Source organism: Corynebacterium sp. J010B-136 (genome assembly GCF_002967075.1).
Classification (GTDB): Bacteria; Actinomycetota; Actinomycetes; order Mycobacteriales; family Mycobacteriaceae; genus Corynebacterium.
This window is the reverse complement of sequence record NZ_PUGE01000005.1, coordinates 83,060-101,559: the sequence shown is the minus strand read 5'-3', so window position 1 is coordinate 101,559 and position 18,500 is coordinate 83,060. Positions and strand designations below refer to the sequence as shown.

17 protein-coding genes and 1 tRNA gene are annotated in these 18,500 nt (G+C 53.8%); 15 read left to right on the top strand and 3 right to left on the bottom strand.

Going from position 1 to position 18,500, the window contains the following annotated elements; genetic code table 11:
• The first annotated feature begins 40 nt into the window (after positions 1 to 40).
• The 7 genes from C5Y44_RS09390 to C5Y44_RS09355 all read left to right on the top strand — a co-directional run bounded on the left by C5Y44_RS09390 (position 41) and on the right by C5Y44_RS09355 (position 7,172).
• Positions 41 to 1,357 carry a heparan-alpha-glucosaminide N-acetyltransferase domain-containing protein gene (locus C5Y44_RS09390; protein WP_158255479.1) on the top strand — a complete coding sequence of 439 codons (1,317 nt, stop codon included), beginning with the start codon at positions 41 to 43 and terminating at the stop codon, positions 1,355 to 1,357.
• Between the two features lie 35 nt (positions 1,358 to 1,392).
• A complete protein-coding gene (locus C5Y44_RS09385; protein WP_146108490.1) occupies positions 1,393 to 2,211 on the top strand; it encodes a hypothetical protein in 819 nt (272 codons plus the stop codon).
• Positions 2,212 to 2,440: 229 nt separating this feature from the next.
• On the top strand, positions 2,441 to 3,634 hold the full coding sequence (locus C5Y44_RS09375) for an FtsW/RodA/SpoVE family cell cycle protein (RefSeq protein ID WP_105324703.1): 1,194 nt from the start codon (positions 2,441 to 2,443) through the stop codon (positions 3,632 to 3,634).
• Between the two features lie 11 nt (positions 3,635 to 3,645).
• Positions 3,646 to 4,584 (top strand): nucleoside hydrolase, encoded by a 939-nt coding sequence (locus C5Y44_RS09370; protein ID WP_105324702.1) that lies wholly within the window; start codon positions 3,646 to 3,648, stop codon positions 4,582 to 4,584.
• Positions 4,585 to 4,630: 46 nt separating this feature from the next.
• Entirely contained in the window at positions 4,631 to 5,386 is a 756-nt protein-coding gene (locus tag C5Y44_RS09365) for a glycosyl transferase family 9 (RefSeq protein ID WP_105324701.1), read from the top strand.
• The gene (locus C5Y44_RS09360; protein WP_105324700.1) at positions 5,386 to 6,045 is read left to right on the top strand and encodes an energy-coupling factor transporter transmembrane component T; all 660 of its coding nucleotides are present in this window, start codon (positions 5,386 to 5,388) and stop codon (positions 6,043 to 6,045) included. Before C5Y44_RS09365 ends, C5Y44_RS09360 begins: the two co-directional genes overlap by 1 nt.
• Positions 6,036 to 7,172: an ATP-binding cassette domain-containing protein gene (locus tag C5Y44_RS09355; RefSeq protein ID WP_199186024.1), complete on the top strand. Its 1,137-nt coding sequence runs from the start codon at positions 6,036 to 6,038 to the stop codon at positions 7,170 to 7,172. Before C5Y44_RS09360 ends, C5Y44_RS09355 begins: the two co-directional genes overlap by 10 nt.
• A gap of 67 nt (positions 7,173 to 7,239) precedes the next feature.
• On the opposite strand, the gene C5Y44_RS09350 is transcribed toward C5Y44_RS09355, so the two are convergent.
• Positions 7,240 to 7,324: transfer RNA gene (locus C5Y44_RS09350), tRNA-Leu, on the bottom strand.
• 221 nt (positions 7,325 to 7,545) lie between these two features.
• Here C5Y44_RS09350 and C5Y44_RS09345 point away from each other — a divergent pair.
• The 8 genes from C5Y44_RS09345 to crgA all read left to right on the top strand — a co-directional run bounded on the left by C5Y44_RS09345 (position 7,546) and on the right by crgA (position 17,303).
• Positions 7,546 to 8,409 carry a DUF3662 and FHA domain-containing protein gene (locus tag C5Y44_RS09345; RefSeq protein ID WP_105324698.1) on the top strand — a complete coding sequence of 288 codons (864 nt, stop codon included), beginning with the start codon at positions 7,546 to 7,548 and terminating at the stop codon, positions 8,407 to 8,409.
• Positions 8,410 to 8,582: 173 nt separating this feature from the next.
• Complete coding sequence (locus C5Y44_RS09340) at positions 8,583 to 9,047, top strand: FHA domain-containing protein (protein WP_105324697.1); 465 nt, start codon at positions 8,583 to 8,585, stop codon at positions 9,045 to 9,047.
• A gap of 3 nt (positions 9,048 to 9,050) precedes the next feature.
• The gene (locus C5Y44_RS09335) at positions 9,051 to 10,598 is read left to right on the top strand and encodes a PP2C family serine/threonine-protein phosphatase (RefSeq protein WP_105324696.1); all 1,548 of its coding nucleotides are present in this window, start codon (positions 9,051 to 9,053) and stop codon (positions 10,596 to 10,598) included.
• A complete protein-coding gene (locus C5Y44_RS09330; protein WP_105324695.1) occupies positions 10,599 to 11,939 on the top strand; it encodes an FtsW/RodA/SpoVE family cell cycle protein in 1,341 nt (446 codons plus the stop codon).
• Complete coding sequence (locus tag C5Y44_RS09325) at positions 11,936 to 13,351, top strand: penicillin-binding transpeptidase domain-containing protein (protein ID WP_105324694.1); 1,416 nt, start codon at positions 11,936 to 11,938, stop codon at positions 13,349 to 13,351. Before C5Y44_RS09330 ends, C5Y44_RS09325 begins: the two co-directional genes overlap by 4 nt.
• Complete coding sequence (locus tag C5Y44_RS09320) at positions 13,351 to 14,943, top strand: serine/threonine-protein kinase (RefSeq protein ID WP_105324693.1); 1,593 nt, start codon at positions 13,351 to 13,353, stop codon at positions 14,941 to 14,943. The genes C5Y44_RS09325 and C5Y44_RS09320 overlap by 1 nt, the downstream gene beginning before the upstream one ends.
• Positions 14,936 to 16,951 (top strand): Stk1 family PASTA domain-containing Ser/Thr kinase, encoded by a 2,016-nt coding sequence (gene pknB / locus C5Y44_RS09315; protein ID WP_105324692.1) that lies wholly within the window; start codon positions 14,936 to 14,938, stop codon positions 16,949 to 16,951. The genes C5Y44_RS09320 and pknB overlap by 8 nt, the downstream gene beginning before the upstream one ends.
• Before the next feature lie 76 nt (positions 16,952 to 17,027).
• A complete protein-coding gene (gene crgA / locus C5Y44_RS09310) occupies positions 17,028 to 17,303 on the top strand; it encodes a cell division protein CrgA (protein ID WP_105324691.1) in 276 nt (91 codons plus the stop codon).
• Between the two features lie 155 nt (positions 17,304 to 17,458).
• On the opposite strand, the gene C5Y44_RS09305 is transcribed toward crgA, so the two are convergent.
• Positions 17,459 to 17,983: a DUF2812 domain-containing protein gene (locus tag C5Y44_RS09305; protein ID WP_233189936.1), complete on the bottom strand. Its 525-nt coding sequence runs from the start codon at positions 17,981 to 17,983 to the stop codon at positions 17,459 to 17,461.
• A complete protein-coding gene (locus C5Y44_RS09300) occupies positions 17,976 to 18,320 on the bottom strand; it encodes a PadR family transcriptional regulator (RefSeq protein ID WP_233189935.1) in 345 nt (114 codons plus the stop codon). Before C5Y44_RS09300 ends, C5Y44_RS09305 begins: the two co-directional genes overlap by 8 nt.
• Positions 18,321 to 18,500: the final 180 nt, after the last annotated feature.

Genomic DNA, 18,500 nt, shown 5'->3' with positions numbered 1-18,500 from the left:
GGTTTCGCAACTTCCCACCAACGCAAGGCTAGAACCTGACATGAGGCCTGAGCCCGGCGCGTCAGGATTGAGAAAAGTCTGGACGGGACGCTACGACGATGGTGATCCCATCCTTCTGAACCCTGACCTGCCAGTGCCGCATGACAGCGATAAGAAACAGTTCAAAAATAAACGCATCATCGGAATAGATGTTGCCCGTGGCCTCGCTTTGATTGGCATGATGGCGGTGCACACGTTGCCATCGCATAGCGACAACGGCTCCATGAGCCTGGCATTTTGGCTCGCTGCGGGCAATGCTGCTGCACTTTTCGCAATCCTGGCCGGTGTTGGTTTGGCTTTTGCCTCGGGCGGCGCTGATGGCGCAACCGGACTCAAGCTGCGTATTTCCCGCAAGCGCTTATTCCTTCGCGCGCTAGCAATCTTTGTCATCGGCCTTTTGGTCAACCAGATCTTTAGCCCCGTGGTCTTTAATATCTTGCCGTATTACGGTCTGCTGTTTCTCTTCGCCGTATTTTTCCTAGGTATGCGGATGCGGTGGATCGCCATCTCTGCTGGACTCACCTTGGCTATCATGCCAGTATGCATCTACCTGATTAACCATTACGCACAGCCTGTACCTTTGGAAAATGTCACGGTTGTTGACCTCTTCCAAACGCCGCTGGCTGCAATCAACACCTTGCTTTTCATTGGTGCTTACCCGGTAGCCACCTGGTTCTTCTACATCCTGATTGGCCTGATCATCGGCCGCATGCAGTTGAAGATCATGTCAACCCAGGCCTACCTGCCATTTTTTGGCTTCCTGCTGGCCATTGGTACCTGGATGATTTCTTATGCCGGATTTACTATTGCCGGGGGCAACCGGACGCTACTAGCTGCGGAGCCACAGCTTAGCCCCCGTGAGATTGAACGGTTTAGGGTCTTTGGTGCAGAGTTTGATTACTTGCCGCACAACACCTGGTTGTGGAATCTTATCGCTGCGCCGCATGCTAATACCGCGCTATCCATCTTGCACTCCACTGGCGTTGCGCTCACTGCCCTTGGCATCTGTTTATTGCTGTGCCGCGTTATCCCGCGCGTGCTCTCTCCGCTGGCCTTGATGGGTTCGATGACTTTAACGCTTTACGTCGGCCACCAGCTGTACATGACCTATAGCCCTTCCGAATTGTCTTCCCTGCAACATTTCTTCCTTCAACTTGGCCTGGGACTGACTTTTGCATTCGTATGGACCCGGTTTGTCCGCCAAGGTCCACTAGAGTGGGTTGTTTCCAAGGCGTCTAAAGGAGGTGACACGCTATTAGAATCCACGGCAGCCCGCCACGCCAAAGGTCAACGCGGTTCCTCGCCTTCCTCCTCATAGCGGCATTAGTTATTGCTTGTTTGATCATCGCCAACGTGGTGATGACCAGGCAAGCACACAATCGTGCTGATTGTTCCCCGTGGCAAGATGCTGCTTTCGAGCCGGCTTCTGGGCAAGACTTATCGAAGCTGCGTGCTCCGGCCTTGCACACTATGGAAAAAGACACGCTGCTGAATCAAAGCTTTACCGATTCGCGCGATACTGAATCGACGTATCACCTTTTCAAACACGGTATTGATACCTCCAAGCCGGTGGGTGCGCTGATTCATCTGCATGGCGATGGCGGGGATGAATACAACTTCCCAGAAGGATTTGCTACCTGCGCGGCAGCCGTGGCGGCCGAATATAATTTCATCACCGTTGTCCCGCGCACTCCCGATAAAAAATCGAGCACGTGGTGGCGAAACCTCCGGAAGAACCAACGATGGTTAGATGATCTCACCGCGCAGATAACCAGTGACTTCAACGTAGATAAAAATCAGCTGTGGTGGTCTGGATATTCGGGCGGCGCAGAATTTATCAGTTATGCCTTGCTGCATAAACGCCCTGAGCTCGTCACCGGTGGCGCCATCATGCTCGCCGGCGGTGGGGCACCATCCTGGGAAAATAAACACTTTGAATCCGAGTACCGGGCCAGCACTCCGTTGTATTGGGTGGTGGGAGAATACGATGACGGCTCTACTTCCCAAGATGGCTTCGATGCTTTAGGCGCCGCGCACCGTGGTTCCAGGTGGTACCGCAACGAGGGCTTTAGCAATATCAACTTGGAAGTCCTTCCCAACTACGACCACTACAACCTGCCAACCATCGATGTTTTACAAGACACCCTGCGCGGCTTAGTAGGTACTTCCTAAAGCTGAAGTCTTGTGCCATACTTGCTTCAGCCATCAATAATCTTTGAATAGGGAAAGTAAAACACCATTGACTAGAAGCGTAAAAGCTCGCTGGAGTGAACTTTCCCTCCTGATCATCGTGCTCTTCATAACTTTGATCAGCGCAATAACAGTCGACATCGCTTCGGATAATCCCGCGGATAGAGCGCTAGATACATCCTCTTTATATCTGCCCTTCATCTTTGCGGTAATGGTGTTAGCCACCCACTTCGCGCTGTGTTTCTTGACGCCGAATGCTGATCAAATCATTTTCCCCACGGTGGCCTTTTTAAACGGGATTGGCTTAGTCATGATTCACCGGCTTGATTTGGCCCTGGGAAGAGACCTCGCAGAAAAGCAGGTGATGTGGACTGGCCTTGCTTTGTTCGCGTGTGTGGTTGCGCTAATCATGCTGCAAGATCACCGCGTACTAACCAGGTTCTCTTATCTCCTAGGAGCCTTCGGCCTTATCCTGTTGGCCTCACCATTATTTTCACCGCAGCCGGTGGAATCAGATGCCAATATTTGGCTGATGATTGGCCCCTTTTCCATTCAGCCTGGTGAGATAGCGAAGGTTTTGCTGGTCATTTTCTTCGCCATGCTCATTAGTCAAAAGCGAGCCCTATTCGCAGTGGCAGAGAATCGCTTTTTGGGCATGGGGTTTCCGCGATTGCGGGATCTGGCACCGATTGCGTTCATTGGCGCTTTCGCGCTAGTCATCATGGCTTTAACCAATGATTTCGGGCCGGCTCTTTTATTATTTCTTACCGTCTTCGGCATGGTTTATGTCGCAACGTCCCGTCTGTCATGGTTATTAATCGGAACCGCGGCGCTGCTTGCCGGTGGTACGTTGCTCGCGCAATTTTCCACCAAGATTCAACAAAGAATTGCTAATGCCCGCGACCCTTTGGCTGATTTCTACAACAACGGCAATCAGCTCTCCGAAGCACTCTTTGGACTCTCTACCGGTGGAATAACGGGCTCTGGGCTGGGGCAAGGTTATCCGCAAAACATTGCTTTAGCATTCTCAGATTTCATCCTCGCTGCCGTCGGCGAAGAACTAGGACTCATTGGCCTAGCGGCTGTGCTTTTAGCTTTCACCCTGCTGCAGTGCCGCTTTTTCATCACGGCAATGCACACGCGTGAAAGCTTTGGAAAACTGCTTGTCACAGGCCTTGGCATCATCTTGACGGTCCAAGTCTTTGTTGTCACCGGCGGAATTTCAGGGCTTATCCCGATGACGGGTCTGACCACGCCTTTCATGTCAGCAGGTGGTTCTTCACTGCTGGCGAATTACCTCATCATCGCTTTGGTTCTGCGCATCTCACATTCCACGCGGACATCGGATTCTGTGTTCCAAGTACAGAAAGCACCAAGAAAACCACTACTGCAGCCATTTCCTTAGACTTGAGCTCTATGATTCCTGTTCTTATTGATTGCGACACCGGCATTGATGATGCACTAGCGCTGATGTATCTGGCAGCTTTGCATCACGAAGGCGAGGTTGAGCTCGTCGGGGCAACCACCACCGCGGGCAATGTGGATACCACGCAAACCGCCATCAATACCCGCTGGGTACTTGATAAATGCGGACTTGGACACATCCCTGTTGTAGCTGGCCAGCCAGCACCTTTGCAGGTGCCCTTGACCACCACCCCGGAAACTCACGGGGAGTTTGGATTGGGTTATATCAATCCCGGCGCCCAGGACATAAGCCAGGATAGTTGGCAGGATGTATGGCGCAATGCGATTGACCAGCATGCTGATCTGCGGTTGATTGTGACAGGTCCTGCCACCAATCTGGCTACTTTCGGAGCAGTTCGAAACACCACGCTGATGGGTGGTTCCTACTTATACCCGGGCAACACCACGCCGACTGCTGAATGGAATACCTGGGTGGATCCGCACGGCGCAAAGCAAGCCTTCGCGCAGGCTACGGACCCCATCACGGTGTGTTCTTTAGGCGTAACAGAGCGGTTTACCATTAATCCGCAGACGCTAAATGCGCTTATCGATGCCCTCGGCTCTGCCCCCATCGCCTCCTATCTACCGGAGATGCTGCGGTTTTATTTCGAATTCCACGATAGCCAAGGCGAAGGCTACTTAGCGCAGATTCATGATTTAATCACCGTGATGATCGCGCTGGACAAGATACCTTTTAACACGCGGGAAGTAACCGTGGATGTGGAAGCTGATTCTGAATTAATGCGCGGGACCACGGTTGCAGATTTACGTGGACACTGGGGCCGCAAGGCGAACGCTTCATTGGTGGATGATGTTGATGTCGACGCCGCTCACGCAGAACACTTGCGGGCCGCTATACTTTTGAATCGGTTCGCATCCGAGGTGACATAGGACGCGGATAATTCAGCCGCTTTATGATCTTTAGGGGATTTTACGCATGTCACAAAACTCCACGCACAAGGTTTTAGTCGCCGTCGGTGGCGCGCTTATCGCTGCGACCTGGCTCTATCTGGTTTTAGTTCGCCCCACTGATTGGGAATCAGTCGGCGGGTCAACCGAGGCCCTGATTACGCTCATCGGCTATGTCGGCGGTACTTTGGCGCTACTCGCCGGTGTTTTACCCACCCTGCCGGCACGCACCGTGGCGATTATTCCAGTGGCATTGATCCTGAACATTCTTATCGGCCAGATCGTCGGCTCCATCGGTATCCCGCTTTACTTGGACGCCGTGGGTACCGTCTTGGTTGCCGCACTTGCCGGCCCACGTGCTGGTTTAGCAACCGGTGCTTTAAGCTCCGTGGTGTGGGCACTATTTAATCCCCTAGCGCTGCCTTTTGCAGCTGGTTCTGCGTTAACCGGTTGGTTGGCTGGTGTGGTCATTAACAAGGGCGCTTTCCGCAATATTTTCTTGGCATTTGCCTCCGGCGCAGTACTCGGTCTTATCACCGGTGCCATCGCCGCACCTGTGGCAGCCTTCGTCTACGGCGGTACCGCTGGTGTCGGCACTGGCGCTTTGGTCAGCCTCTTCCGCGAAATGGGCAACTCGCTGCTTGGCTCTGTTACCCTGCAGTCCTTTATTTCCGATCCGCTGGATAAGGGGCTTATCATGGTGATTGTGTTTGCGGTGGTTGCCGCATTGCCCAAGAAGACCCGGCGCGCCTTGGCCCCGCGTACAGCAGAGCCTAGCCACTAATGAATCCGCTGACCTGGATTGTTGCAGCAGCTAGTTCATGGATTGTGGTGCTGGGCTTTAATGAACTTGCTTTAAGCGCAAGCGTTGCCGTGATTGCGCAGCTTGTTGCACTTGTACGCCTGCGTAATTTTTCCGTGCTGGCAACTACCGTCGCCTTAAGCATCCCGGTTAGCTTATCCATGCTGATTATCCACATTCCCTTCGGCAGAAATGACTGGTCAACTGCCCTTGATTTAAGTGTTCGCTTCATCGCTTTAATGTCGGCATTTTTAACAGCGGCTAGCGCCATCACCATTACAGACCTGGTGAAATCACTCAGCCATATGCCGCGGGTGGCCTATATCGTAGGCTCCGCCGTGCAGTTGCTTCCGCAAGGTCGTGACACCTTAGGCTCGGTGCGATATACCAATCATTTGCGCGCACACAGCCCACGTCAGCACAGCACCCGTGGTCTTTCAAAGACCGTCAAATTTGTTGTGTTCCCACTGATTACTCGCTTGTTATCGCAAGGAGCCTCGCGCGCCATTCCGCTCGAAGTATCCGGATTGGAGGGCACCGGGCAGCGCACGCTGTTACACCCAGTGCCTGATACAACCACACAAAAAGTCCTGCGCTGGTTAATGCCGATAGCTGCATTGGTGGTGGTTGTGTGGCTATAAAACAGCTGGTTGGTCCCTCTGGTTCCGGACTGACTAAATATCTGACGGACTTGTATGAAAATACTCCCGGCGCGGTCATGCTGACTTCTAACCCGCGGGCGCATATTACTTATTTACGCACCACGGTGGAAGAAGAATTAGCCTTTGGCCTTGAACAGCGCGGGGTTGCCGTTGATGAAATGCGTCAGCGCATCGAAAAGGTTGCGCGGGCTCTCGATCTGCAGGACCTTTTGGATCGCGCCCCGAATCAGCTCTCCGGTGGACAAACTCGGCGGGTGGCTTTAGGTACGGTGTTAATCCTGGATGCTCCGCTGGTGCTTCTCGATGACCCCTTTGCCGGCCTCGACCCCACCGCCCGCCAGCAGCTGGCACACGTTTTGCACAACCTCGATGCTGACGTGGTGGTCGCTGGGCATCACGCCTGGTTGTCTACCAATGACCCCGATGTGGATACGAAATTGCTAGGAGAAGAAGCAATTCTGCATTTGCCGGAAAAGGTTCCCTCGTCCCATCACTGCGATGATTCTCATCTGCGCTTCGCGGATCTCGTGGGCAACCAGGGCGCAGGGAAACGGCGTTGGTGGCAGTTCCGAAAATCTCAGGCGAACCGTTTCGTCATTGGCCCCGTTTCGCTGTCTATCCCGCGCGGTGGTGTGCTGTGGTTGTGCGGCGCAAATGGCGCAGGCAAGTCTACGTTGATGAAAGCACTGGTCGAACGGGATAAAAGAATCGGGTTAATGTTGCAGGACCCGATTGATCAGGTTATTGATTCACGCGTGGACCACATGGTGCCGGATACCCAGCTGCGTGCGCAATTTAATCTGGATGGCGAAGAACATCCTGAAGATCTGTCACAGCGTGCACTGCGGTTGGCGCAGTTTGCCTCAGTTTTCGGTGCCGCCAATGGACAGCACGTAGAAGTTTTATGCGCTGATGAGCCGGACGTGGGATTAGATGTCGCCGGACGCACCATGTTGCACGAAGGTTTCGCGTCGCATCTGCTCCGCGGGGGAAGCATTGTACTGGCCTGTCATGATGAGAACTTCATCGAAGAAGTACGCGGCTATGCCCACGTTGAGATTTTCCAGCTTGGCACTGGGTCTGGATCGAAAGGCTCATCGCTGTAAGCAACCGCTACGAGAACACAAAAGCTCCGAAACAAAATCAGACAAAATGTTTCGGAGCAAAATTTTGTGCCCGGAGTGGGACTTGAACCCACACGTCCTATAAGGACACTGGCACCTGAAGCCAGCGCGTCTGCCAATTCCGCCACCCGGGCTGGGTGGTGAACATGAAACCTAAAGTCTCACATCGACTAGACAACAATAGCATGAGAGCTCACACTAATACCAAAACGGCAGTTCAATATATAAAAACTAACTGGGGTTTTGCCTAGAAAACTTCCATGTTCTTGCGCGCGAGCTACTAGTTTCGGTCTATGGTTGCCTATAATAAAGAAGGTTTCATTCAAAACGCAGTCAGAAAGGAGGCGCCGCACTCATGGAACTATTAGAAAAACTAGCTCGTTTAGATTCGGCCATGCAGCGGGGCCTCGATAACGGGATGGCATTTGTCTTTGGAGGCAAAGTCGTTCCCGGAGAAATTGAAGAACTACTCAAGCAAGAAGCGCTGGATAATGTTCAGCGTGGAGATGATGAGCTGCTGTACTGCCCGAACGTCTACTCAGTCGGCGTGAGCTCCAAGGATGTAGAAAACCTGTCACGCAATCGCTCAACCCCGGCTGGCCTGGCAGATCAAATCTCGCGATTTATCCGCAACAATGGCTGGCAACTCGCTGGCCCAATTGTCGTGCGCATCGGTGAAGAATCATCGCTTCGCACCGGCCAGCTTCGTGTGTCTTCCTTTATCAATCAGGAACCAGGAGTGGACACGGGCTTTGACGCGATTTTCCACGACGCCCACGAGGACGAAGATGAACAATCTTCAGCCTCCCAATCTCAGGAGAATTCCATGACTACCCCAGATTCCAATTATCCGGCTGAGGAAGCAGCAACTACCTCATTCGTACGCCAGGAAGCCTCTGAAGAACAGAATATCCCCCACGGCCCTGCGGTTAACCTGCTTTTGCAAGATGGGTCATCGCGGACCTATCACGTCCAAGAAGGCTCCAATATCATTGGACGCAGCAATGATGCGCACCTGCGTCTGCCAGATACAGGAGTATCGCGTCAGCACGCGGAAATTACCTGGGATGGCCAGGATGCGGTCCTCGCAGACCTGCAGTCCACCAATGGCACCACCGTTAATGAAACACCTATTGAAAATTGGCTGCTTGCAGACGGCGACATCATCACGATGGGCCATTCCCAAATTGAGGTTCGTATCACCGGCTTAGAAGGCTAGTGATTTTACATAGCTCGCACACTGGTGAAAATCTTCGTCACAGCGAGCTTTTATATTTTTCCCGTAAATTGAAACCGGTTATGCTTTTGCGCTACGAAACTAGTGCCAGCACTACTGAATTACAGGGCGTGCCTGACTAAGCTGGTTTCATACGTTTTAATGAGGAGGTCCCCATGGATTCAGTCATTATGTCCGGACTGAGAATCGGACTGCTGATTCTCCTGTGGCTGTTTATTCTGGTGGCCCTAAACGCAATGCGTCGCGACGCCAACAAAGCAGCCGGGTCCTACCAAGCAGTCAAGGCCGGCCCGGTTGCAGCGCCACGCGTTAAAGGACGCGCCATCCCGCCGCGCGAAGTAAAGATCATCGACGGGCCCTTGGCGGGCTCTCACATGGCTTTATCCGGTCTGGAAGATTTCACTTTGGGCCGCGCCCAGGACTGTGACTTTGTCTTAGGTGATGATTACGCGTCGTCACGCCATGCGCGGTTATTCCGGCGCGGCAGCCAGTGGTTTGTGGAAGATTTGGAATCCCGTAACGGCACTTTTGTGGCCGGTAATCGTATCGATCAGCCTGAGCAGGTAGGTGTCAATACCGATATCAAGATGGGGCGTTCTACTTTAAGGCTGGTGGCATAAGTAATGCTAAAGCTTAATTTTGCTGCTGCTTCTGACCGCGGTTTGGTTCGCGGTAATAATGAAGACTCTGCCTATGCGGGCCCATATTTGCTCGCTTTAGCCGACGGTATGGGTGGCCACGCTGCTGGTGAAGTTGCCTCCCAGCTGATGATCACGCATTTGATGGGGTTGGATAAAAACCCCGGCGATAATGACATGTTGGCGCTATTGGGCACGGTGTCCACCGAAGCTAACTGGTCTATCGCAGAGCACATCCGGAAGCATCCGGAAACGGATGGCATGGGTACGACGTTGACATCGATGATGTTTAACGGCTCCCAGTTCGCTGTGTGCCATGCTGGGGACTCCCGCGCTTATTTGCTGCGTGATAAGAAGTTGCAGCAGGTCACCAAGGATGACACGTATGTGCAGTCGCTTGTCGATGAAGGCAAGTTAGACCCCGAAGACGTCACCTCGCACCCGCAGAAGTCTTTGATTTTAAAGGCTTATAACGGCCGCGATGTTGAACCAACGCTGTTTTTACTTGATGCACAGCCAGGCGACCGCATCTTATTGTGCTCCGATGGTTTATCGGATCCGGTGACCGCGTCCACCATTGAAAGCGCGCTAGTAGCAGGTTCTTTGGAAGAGGTTGCGAACCGGCTGGTTGAATTAGCTTTGCGCTCTGGTGGCCCAGATAATGTCACCATTGTCTTAGCTGATGTTGTGGAAGCTAGCGAAGAAGAAGTAGCAGAGCTAGATGCTCTAGCTGCGCACTCAGCTAATGCTGATACCACCGAATTTGCGGCTTCTGAGGAGTCTCCAGTAATTAATCCGCAGGCCATTATGGTCGGTGCGATCGCCGGTGAGGTTCCTGAGCCCACACACCCTGATTCGGCGGCATCGCGGGCTGCGGCCTTAAACCGTCGTCCGCAGGTCATTGAGCCTTATTCAGGCCCTGCCACGGCTGCTGGTGCTCCACGCTCGACTGTTTCTCCCACCGGTGGCAATCCCACCAACCCTGTCGATGCCGACGATACCGAGGGCACCGCGGATGCTGAACCAGCAGATGAGGAGCCTGGCAGACGCCGTAGATTCTCCGGCTGGCCGTTGATTGTTTCTATCTTGGTCATCATTGCGCTCGTAGCGGGCGTGTGGTGGGTTGGCAAGAATTACCTCAACAACAACTACTACGTTGCGGTTGTGGAGGCTTCCACTACGTCCGAATCTGCGGATGCCGCCAATGAGGAAATCCGCATCATGCAGGGCATTGATATGGAACTGTTCGGGCGCTCGCTCAACAAGGACTACCAGGTGGCCTGCTTGCGCGAAGACGGTGCATTGCAGCTTGCCGGAAACTCATGCCCAACTGGTACGCAAGCGTTTTCTTTAACCGATCTACCGCCGTCAGAGCGCAGCGCCGTAGGAAACCTAGATTCAGGTTCTTATGACGAGGTGCAATCACAGCTGACCCAACTATCCGAGCGCGCACTGCCTAAGTGCCGCGAATCTACCACTGACAAGGACAAGTTCCGGTCAACCCCGGGGATTGACTGCCGGGAGGTGAACTAAATGCTCAAAGAGTTTCACAGTCGTTGGACTGAACTCACCCTGCTGATTATGGCAGCCGCCGTATTCACCATCACTTTGGTGAGCCTGGAATTATCCCAGGGCAATGAACTAACCACTGAAATCTTGTGGATCATTGGCGGCTTTTTGGGCGTACTCATTGGCGCGCACATCGTGCTGTGTTTCCTCGCGCCGCATTCGGATCAGCTCATGTTGCCGATCGTCGCAGTACTTAACGGCATCGGGTTATTAATGCTCGCGCGCATCGATATTGCGCAAGATACTGCTTTGGCATCGCGCCAGGTCATGTGGACCATCGTCGGCCTTGTGCTTTTTGCCGCGGTCTTGATTATTGTCCGCGACCACAAAGTCTTTACCCGCTTTTCCTACCTCTTGGGCGTCGTCGGCATCGTACTGCTCGCACTGCCTTTGGTGTGGCCGCAGCCACCAGGCGCAGAGGCCCGCATCTGGATTTGGCTGGGACCATTTTCCATTCAGCCGGGTGAGTTCTCGAAGATTTTGCTGCTTTTGTTCTTCGCCATGCTCTTGGTGCAAAAGCGCTCCCTATTTACCGTCGCTGGCTACCGCTTCTTAGGCATCTCCCTGCCGCGTCTGCGCGACTTAGCTCCGATTCTGATTGTCTGGGCAATCGCGATTGTCATCATGGGTGTCTCCAATGACTTTGGCCCTGCACTGCTGCTATTTTCCACCGTGTTGGGCATGTTGTTTATGGCTACCGGGCGTGTGTCCTGGTTGCTCATCGGCATCATTTTGGTCGCCGTCGGCGCCACCGGCATCTACATGATTTCTGACAAGATCCAGGACCGTTTCTCCAACTTCCTCGATCCTTTGGCAAACTACGACAACACCGGCTACCAGCTCTCCCAAGCTCTCTTTGGCATGTCCACCGGCGGTATTACCGGCTCGGGCCTTGGCAACGGCTACCCAGAATTAGTACCGGTTGCGCACTCCGACTTCATCCTCGCCGCTATCGGTGAAGAGTTCGGGCTCATCGGCCTGTCTGCAGTCTTGATCTTGTTCGCGCTACTGGTCTCTCGCGGTTTTAATACCGCGATGCGGGTACGCGATTCCTACGGCAAGTTGGTTGCCGGCGGCTTGTCCTTGACTGTTGCTATTCAGGTCTTCGTCGTCACCGGCGGTATTTCTGCGCTGCTGCCAATGACCGGTTTGACCACTCCATTTATTTCCGCCGGTGGTTCTGCCTTGATGGCGAACTACATCCTATTGGCTATCTTGCTGCGTATTTCTAATACCGCCCGCAGGCCTCAGGCCGAGATTGCTGCGCCCGAAGACAACGCCGAAGTGGCGGAGGTTCGCTCATGAACAAATCAATTCGCGTCACCGCGCTTTTCTCCATCATCCTGACCATCATCTTGCTCATTAACTTGACGGTGGTGCAGGCATTCAGCGTGGATAAGTACGCCGATAATCCGAAGAACCAACGCGGTTTTTATGACATGCAAACCGTCGCGCGCGGACAAATTTTCGCCGGCGGCACCGTCTTGGCACAGTCCACCGCCAGTGAAGACGGCATTTATTCGCGTTCTTATCCCGTCGATTCGCCTGCCTGGGGTCCGGTCACAGGCTACTTGTCCACGCAATACGGCGCTTCACAGCTTGAGGCTTCGCAAAATAACATCCTCAATGGTACTGATGATTCGCTGATCACCAGCAACTTCATGGATCTCATCACCGGTGAGCAGCCAGACGGTGCCAACGTCGAAGTCACCATCGATCCACAGCTGCAGCAGGTTGCTTATGACCAGCTCACCCAGCCTGGATATGAGGGCGCTGCGGTGGCATTGCAGCCATCGACAGGCAAAATTTTAGCGATGGCGTCTAGCCCGTCCTATAACCCCAACAACATCGATGACCAGTGGGCTCAGCTGCAAGAACAAGAAGGTAACCCGCTGTTAAACCACGCCACGCAGGAAACCCTGCCACCGGGATCTATCTTTAAGATCATCACCACCGCGGCAGGTCTTAACAATGGCTACAACCCAGATTCCACCCTGACCGGTGCTTCTGAAATCACCTTGCCGGGCACCAATACCCAGCTGACCAACTACGCCGGACAAGTCTGTGGCGGCTCCCAGCAGGTTACTTTGACCACGGCCTTTGCCCTGTCGTGTAATACCGCCTTTGTGGAAATGGGCATGGATGTCGGCGCTGATGAATTGCGCAGCTACGCCGAAGGCTTTGGCATTGGCCAGGAATCCAATATCGGAGTTGAAACCGCAGCGGGCAATATCGGCGAGATGCCTGACGATGCCTCCGTGGGCCAGTCCTCCATCGGCCAGCGCGATGTGTCCATGTCTGCGCTGCAGGCAGCGGGCATGGCTGCGACGGTCGCTAATGGCGGCGTGCGCATGGAACCTTATTTGGTCAACCGCATTACCGATTCCACGATGAATGAGATTCGGACTACCTCGCCAAAGGAAGCATCGACAGCTGTCGATGAAGACGTGGCCAATGCTTTGACCGATTTGATGTACGCCTCCGAGCGCAACACCAGCGGCTATAACGGCAATAGCTATGCATCCAAGACCGGTACCGCCGAACACGGCGATGGCCTGCCACCGCACGTGTGGTACGTCGCGTTTGATCCGGACCGCGATATTGCTGTCGGCGTTGTGGTGAAAAATGGTGGCAACTTGGGCGAATCTGCCACCGGTGGCCAGGTCTCGGCGCCGATTGGGCGTGCGATCCTGGATAGCTACGGAGGTGGCCAGTAGTGAATACTGCTGATAACCAGGAACTGCTTCAATCACTGATCGGTTCTGACTATGTGCTGCAATGGATCATCGGCCACGGCGGCATGTCCACTGTGTGGCTGGCTGATGATGTCCGCAATGAGCGCGAAGTCGCGCTCAAGGTTTTGCGCCCAGAATTCTCCAACAACGAAGAATTTCTCTCGCGTTTTCGTAATGAAGCAGATGCTGCGGAAAATATTGATTCCGACAACGTCGTTAAAACCTATGACTACCGCGAAGTAGAAGACCCTTCGGGCTACCGCTTTTGTTTCATCGTCATGGAATACGTGCGCGGTGAATCCCTTGCGGATTTGTTAGCGCGCGAGAAGATGCTGCCGGAGTCTTTGGCTTTGGACGTGCTCGAGCAAACCGCGCATGGGCTATCGATCATCCACCGGATGGATCTGGTCCACCGTGATATCAAGCCAGGCAACCTGCTGATTACTCAAAATGGTCAGGTGAAAATCACCGACTTCGGCATTGCAAAAGCCGCCGCTGCGGTTCCGCTGACCCGTACTGGCATGGTCGTAGGCACCGCCCAATACGTCTCCCCGGAACAAGCCCAAGGCAAGGATGTCACCGAAGCATCCGATGTGTATTCCCTCGGTGTCGTCGGCTATGAAATGTTGGCTGGCGAGCGCCCTTTTTCCGGAGATTCCTCTGTCTCTGTAGCGTTGGCGCACATCAGCCAGGCTCCGGAACCACTGTCGACAAATATCTCTGCACCAGTACGTGAGCTCATCGGGATTACCTTGCGCAAGGATCCGAACACTCGCTATGCCGGTGGCAATGAACTGGCTTTGGCGGTTTCGGCTGTGCGTTTGGGCAAGCGCCCACCGCAGCCGAAGGCGATGCCCAATAACCTCATCGCGCCGGAGCCTTCACCAACGGCAGCTACGGCCATGCTGGGTAAGACCACAAACCCGACCACTATTCACCCGGCTGTTTCCGCAGATCCTGCTACCGACCCAGAGGCCGCTGCGGTTGCCGGAGCTAACACGGCAAAGCCACCTGTAGCGACGGCCACGAAGACGGCAAAGAAGTCTAGCGCTGGCAAGAACTTCGGCATTGGCGTCGGCATCGCCGCGCTCGCTGTTGCTCTAGTCGGCGGCGGATTTTACGCTGCCACGATGTTTAGCGGCGATGACAGCGATGTCCAGCCGACTACTTCTACGGTGCCATCCATCGTGACAGAATATGTCACTCCGGACAATGAGCCCACTGAAGATCAGGTCGAGCCAGAAGAAACCGAAGAGACCAATACCCAAACGGAATCTGAATCTTCTCAATCCTCGCCAAGCCGTACCTCACGGCCGACTGGCAGCTCACCCACGCCAACTAATACTTCTCCAGCTGAACCCACCGATGGCAACGGCGGTTCGCCAACACCTGGCGATGGCGGCGAAGACGGAAATAACGGCTCCAACCCCGGCGGCGACGGCGGAAATGATGGCGGATCTGAGCAACCAACCGACACCAACGGCGGAAACGGCGGAGGTAACCAGGAAGGAAACCCTGGTGAGGATATTATTGACGATATCTTAAACAACCTTGAAGGAGGTGCCAATGGTTAATGATCGCTACCGTTTAGGCGACGTCATTGGCACTGGCGGAATGTCGGAGGTCTACCGTGCTACCGACTCCTTGCTGGGCCGTGATGTAGCCATCAAAATGTTGCGTCCAGAAATGGCGCGCGATGTTAATTTCCGGGAACGCTTCCGCAAAGAGGCTCAAAATTCTGGGCGTTTGAACCATCCCAATATTGTCGCAGTCTATGACACCGGTGAGGCCGATGAAGATGGGATGGCGATTCCTTATATCGTCATGGAATTAGTCCACGGGCGTACCTTGCGCGATCTCGTGCGCGAAGATGGACCGTTGTCCCCGCGCGAAGCTGCACAAGTGCTCATTCCGGTGGCGCATGCGCTGCAGGCCTCACATGATGCGGGCATTATTCACCGTGATGTAAAACCTGCCAATATCATGATCACCAACACGGGCCAGGTCAAAGTCATGGACTTTGGTATTGCCCGCGCGTTGGATGATTCCACTTCGGCGATGACGCAGACCTCGGCAGTTATTGGTACCGCGCAGTATCTCTCCCCGGAGCAAGCGCAGGGAAAGCCCGCCGATGCGCGTTCCGATGTCTACGCTTTGGGCTGCGTTTTATACGAAGCCGTCACCGGTCATGCGCCTTTCGAAGGCGAAACTCCTTTCGCCGTGGCGTATCAGCACGTGCAAGAAGAGCCCAATGCGCCGTCGGAATCTTTGGATCCAGATTCTTTAACACCGACCGAACGCGTCAATTTGGACGCCGTGGTGTTGACGTCGATGGCCAAAGATCCGATGGATCGCTATCAGTCCGCGCAGGAATTCGGTGCCGATTTAGAGCGCATGAGCTCCGGTAATGTCACCCGCGCGGCACAAATGCACATTGCTGACGATGAACCGTCGGCGCACAGTCAGCCGGAGGATTCCACTCGTGTTGCAGCGGTGCATCCTGCAACCACCACGATGGATCCGCAGCCGGCAGCAGCAGCTGGCGTACCCGTTGCCGCACCTGGTGTGGCCTCTGCTGATATCGATGAGCGCGACGATGACCGTAAACCACGGCCGTGGATGAAGTGGATCGCCATTATTTTGGCAATCGCGCTCGCTGGATTGCTCATCGGTTTTGCCTTTGACTATTGGAATACTTCCCAGCAGCGTCAAGCGGAGCAGGAACAAGACCAGCAGGCACAAGCTAATATGGTCACCGTTCCGGATGTGGAAGATCGTCCGCGCAGTGAAGTCATTGCGGAATTAGAAGATATTGATCTACTGGTCACGGTTAATGAGGAAGCTAATCCCGATATTGCTCGTGACAATGCGATTCGCATTAATCCGGCACCGGGCTCGCAGTTGCAGCGCAATTCCACGGTTATTCTCACGGTGTCATCGGGACGCGAGATCACTGAGGTACCAGATGTCGTCGGCTTAAGCTTGGAAGACGCCTCCCGTGCGCTTTCCGATGCCGGCCTGAGCATGTCTGACAGCGTCGAAGAAGAAGAATCCAGCGCGGAAAACACCGGACGGGTTACCCAGCAGAATCCGCCTGCTGGTTCGCAACTCTCCCGTGGTTCCCGGGTAACGGTGACCGTTGGTACTGGTCCACGCATGATCCGTGTGCCATCGAACCTGGTGGGTCAAGATATTGAAGATGTCCGCTCCACCTTGGATGCCATGGGCTTTGATGTCCAGGTAGAAAACGTGGACTCCACAGAAACAGATGGACAGGTTCTTTCGGTCTCTGATGAGGGCAATGAGATTCCTGCCGATAGCACCGTGACAGTACGCGTTTCTAATGGCCAGCTCATTGTTGCTCCGGATTTGGTTCGCCAGACCCCTGAGGAGGCCGAGGAAGCGTTACGCGATGCTGGCTGGTCCGGCAGTTTCAATATTGGCCGCCCAGTTAATACTGGTTCGGCGGTTGATAGTGATTTGATCGCGTGGGCATCGGTAAGCGAAGGCGACTCTGTCCGCCGCGATGCCGATATCGAAATCCGTGTGTGGGAGTTTAATCTCGGGGAGCTTATCCCCTAGATTGCTCTGGTAAAGTTTGATTCCACAATATAAATATTAGTCGTTATTTCATTCGCGAAAAGGTTGATAAAGGCCCATGCCAAAGTCAAAGTACAACCCATCTTCGACCCCTGCACCGTCTACCGCCGGTTCCGCAGCAAACCGCACCCCGGTAAAGGTCAATGCTGAGGGCACCCCAAAGTGGTACATCGTTGTCATGTTGGGTCTGATGATCATTGGTCTGGCATGGATTGTTGTCAACTACCTCGCCGGCGAACAGATCGCCTTTATGGCCGCCCTCGGCCCTTGGAACTACGGCATCGGCTTCGGCCTTGCCATCATCGGTCTACTCATGACCATGGGTTGGCGTTAGCCTTAGCTGGCGTTAACGCTATAAATAGCGTTAACTTCGCAGCGACGATGAGCACGGTGGATTACCTACCGTGCTCATCGTCGCTTTTTATCCCTGCGTATAAGAGCCATGCCGAACATCCTCGTTAGAGTGACCTTCGGATGGGAAGTGCTTTGCTAGTCATCTAGTTGCTTGCGAGCCTTTATGAGCTTGGTTTGAAAACCAACCAGCGGTAAAACTGAGTAAACCACGAGGAAAATCGCTGCGACGCCAAGGACGACTTCAATAATATTGGGCCAGTCAACGTTTGCAATAAGTAGAAATACGGCAATGAATATCACGATGGATACCGCAGAGGCCTTCGCAAACCTATTGCGCTGATTCTCCAGAATTTCCGTTTCCAATTGCTCATCGGTGTGCAATGCAACGGTGCCGGGAGCTGCTTTGAAGATGTGCGTATCTGCCACAGACAGAACGTGAGTCCAACCGGCTTGCTTGCACATTGTGAAAAAGTCGTCATCTGCGTCCGGCTCGGTAGTCATGTCAAAGATGACATCTTCTTTCTCACCTGGCGTAAACTCCCAGCCATGCCCAGCCATCGCTGTTCCAGACAGATGTTCACCTTTCAGTGCCATTTCGCGAAATACTTGCAGTTCGCGCTCCGGACTAAAAGCGAGACCCCCGCTCCAACGCTTAGCCATTATCTTCTCCTATCTCTTCGTTAAGCAGTTTCTCCGCCGCTGCGACTAGTTGCCGGCGGCGCTCGACGTTTTTGGTTGCAACTTCCATTCCTTTAGCGGTCATGCGGTAGCTACGGCGGTTGTTGGAGGAATCAATTTCCTCAATCAGTTCAGCATCGGCGAGCTTTTTCAACGTTGTGTACAACGACGCTGGACCGATGGTGACTAATCCGCCTGAGCGTTCTTCCAAGTGCTGCATGATTGAGTACCCGTGACGGGTGTTCCTCACAGCCAGCAAAATAAAGAACGCCGCTTCTGGAAGGTTTCCTTCATCCAAGCCAGGCTTTCTCGCCATCATTCATCTCCTTATATCGCTCAACGCTATATCACTAACTGATATATCGCTTAATGACATGATAAGCATAGAACCAAGTTGTGCACAAGGTGGAAAACAACAACAGGGTTGAGAAAATCACGGTTTCCCCTGCTCAAAATGGTTAAAACTTTTTCCACCTTGTGGACAGCATGCTAATTCGGC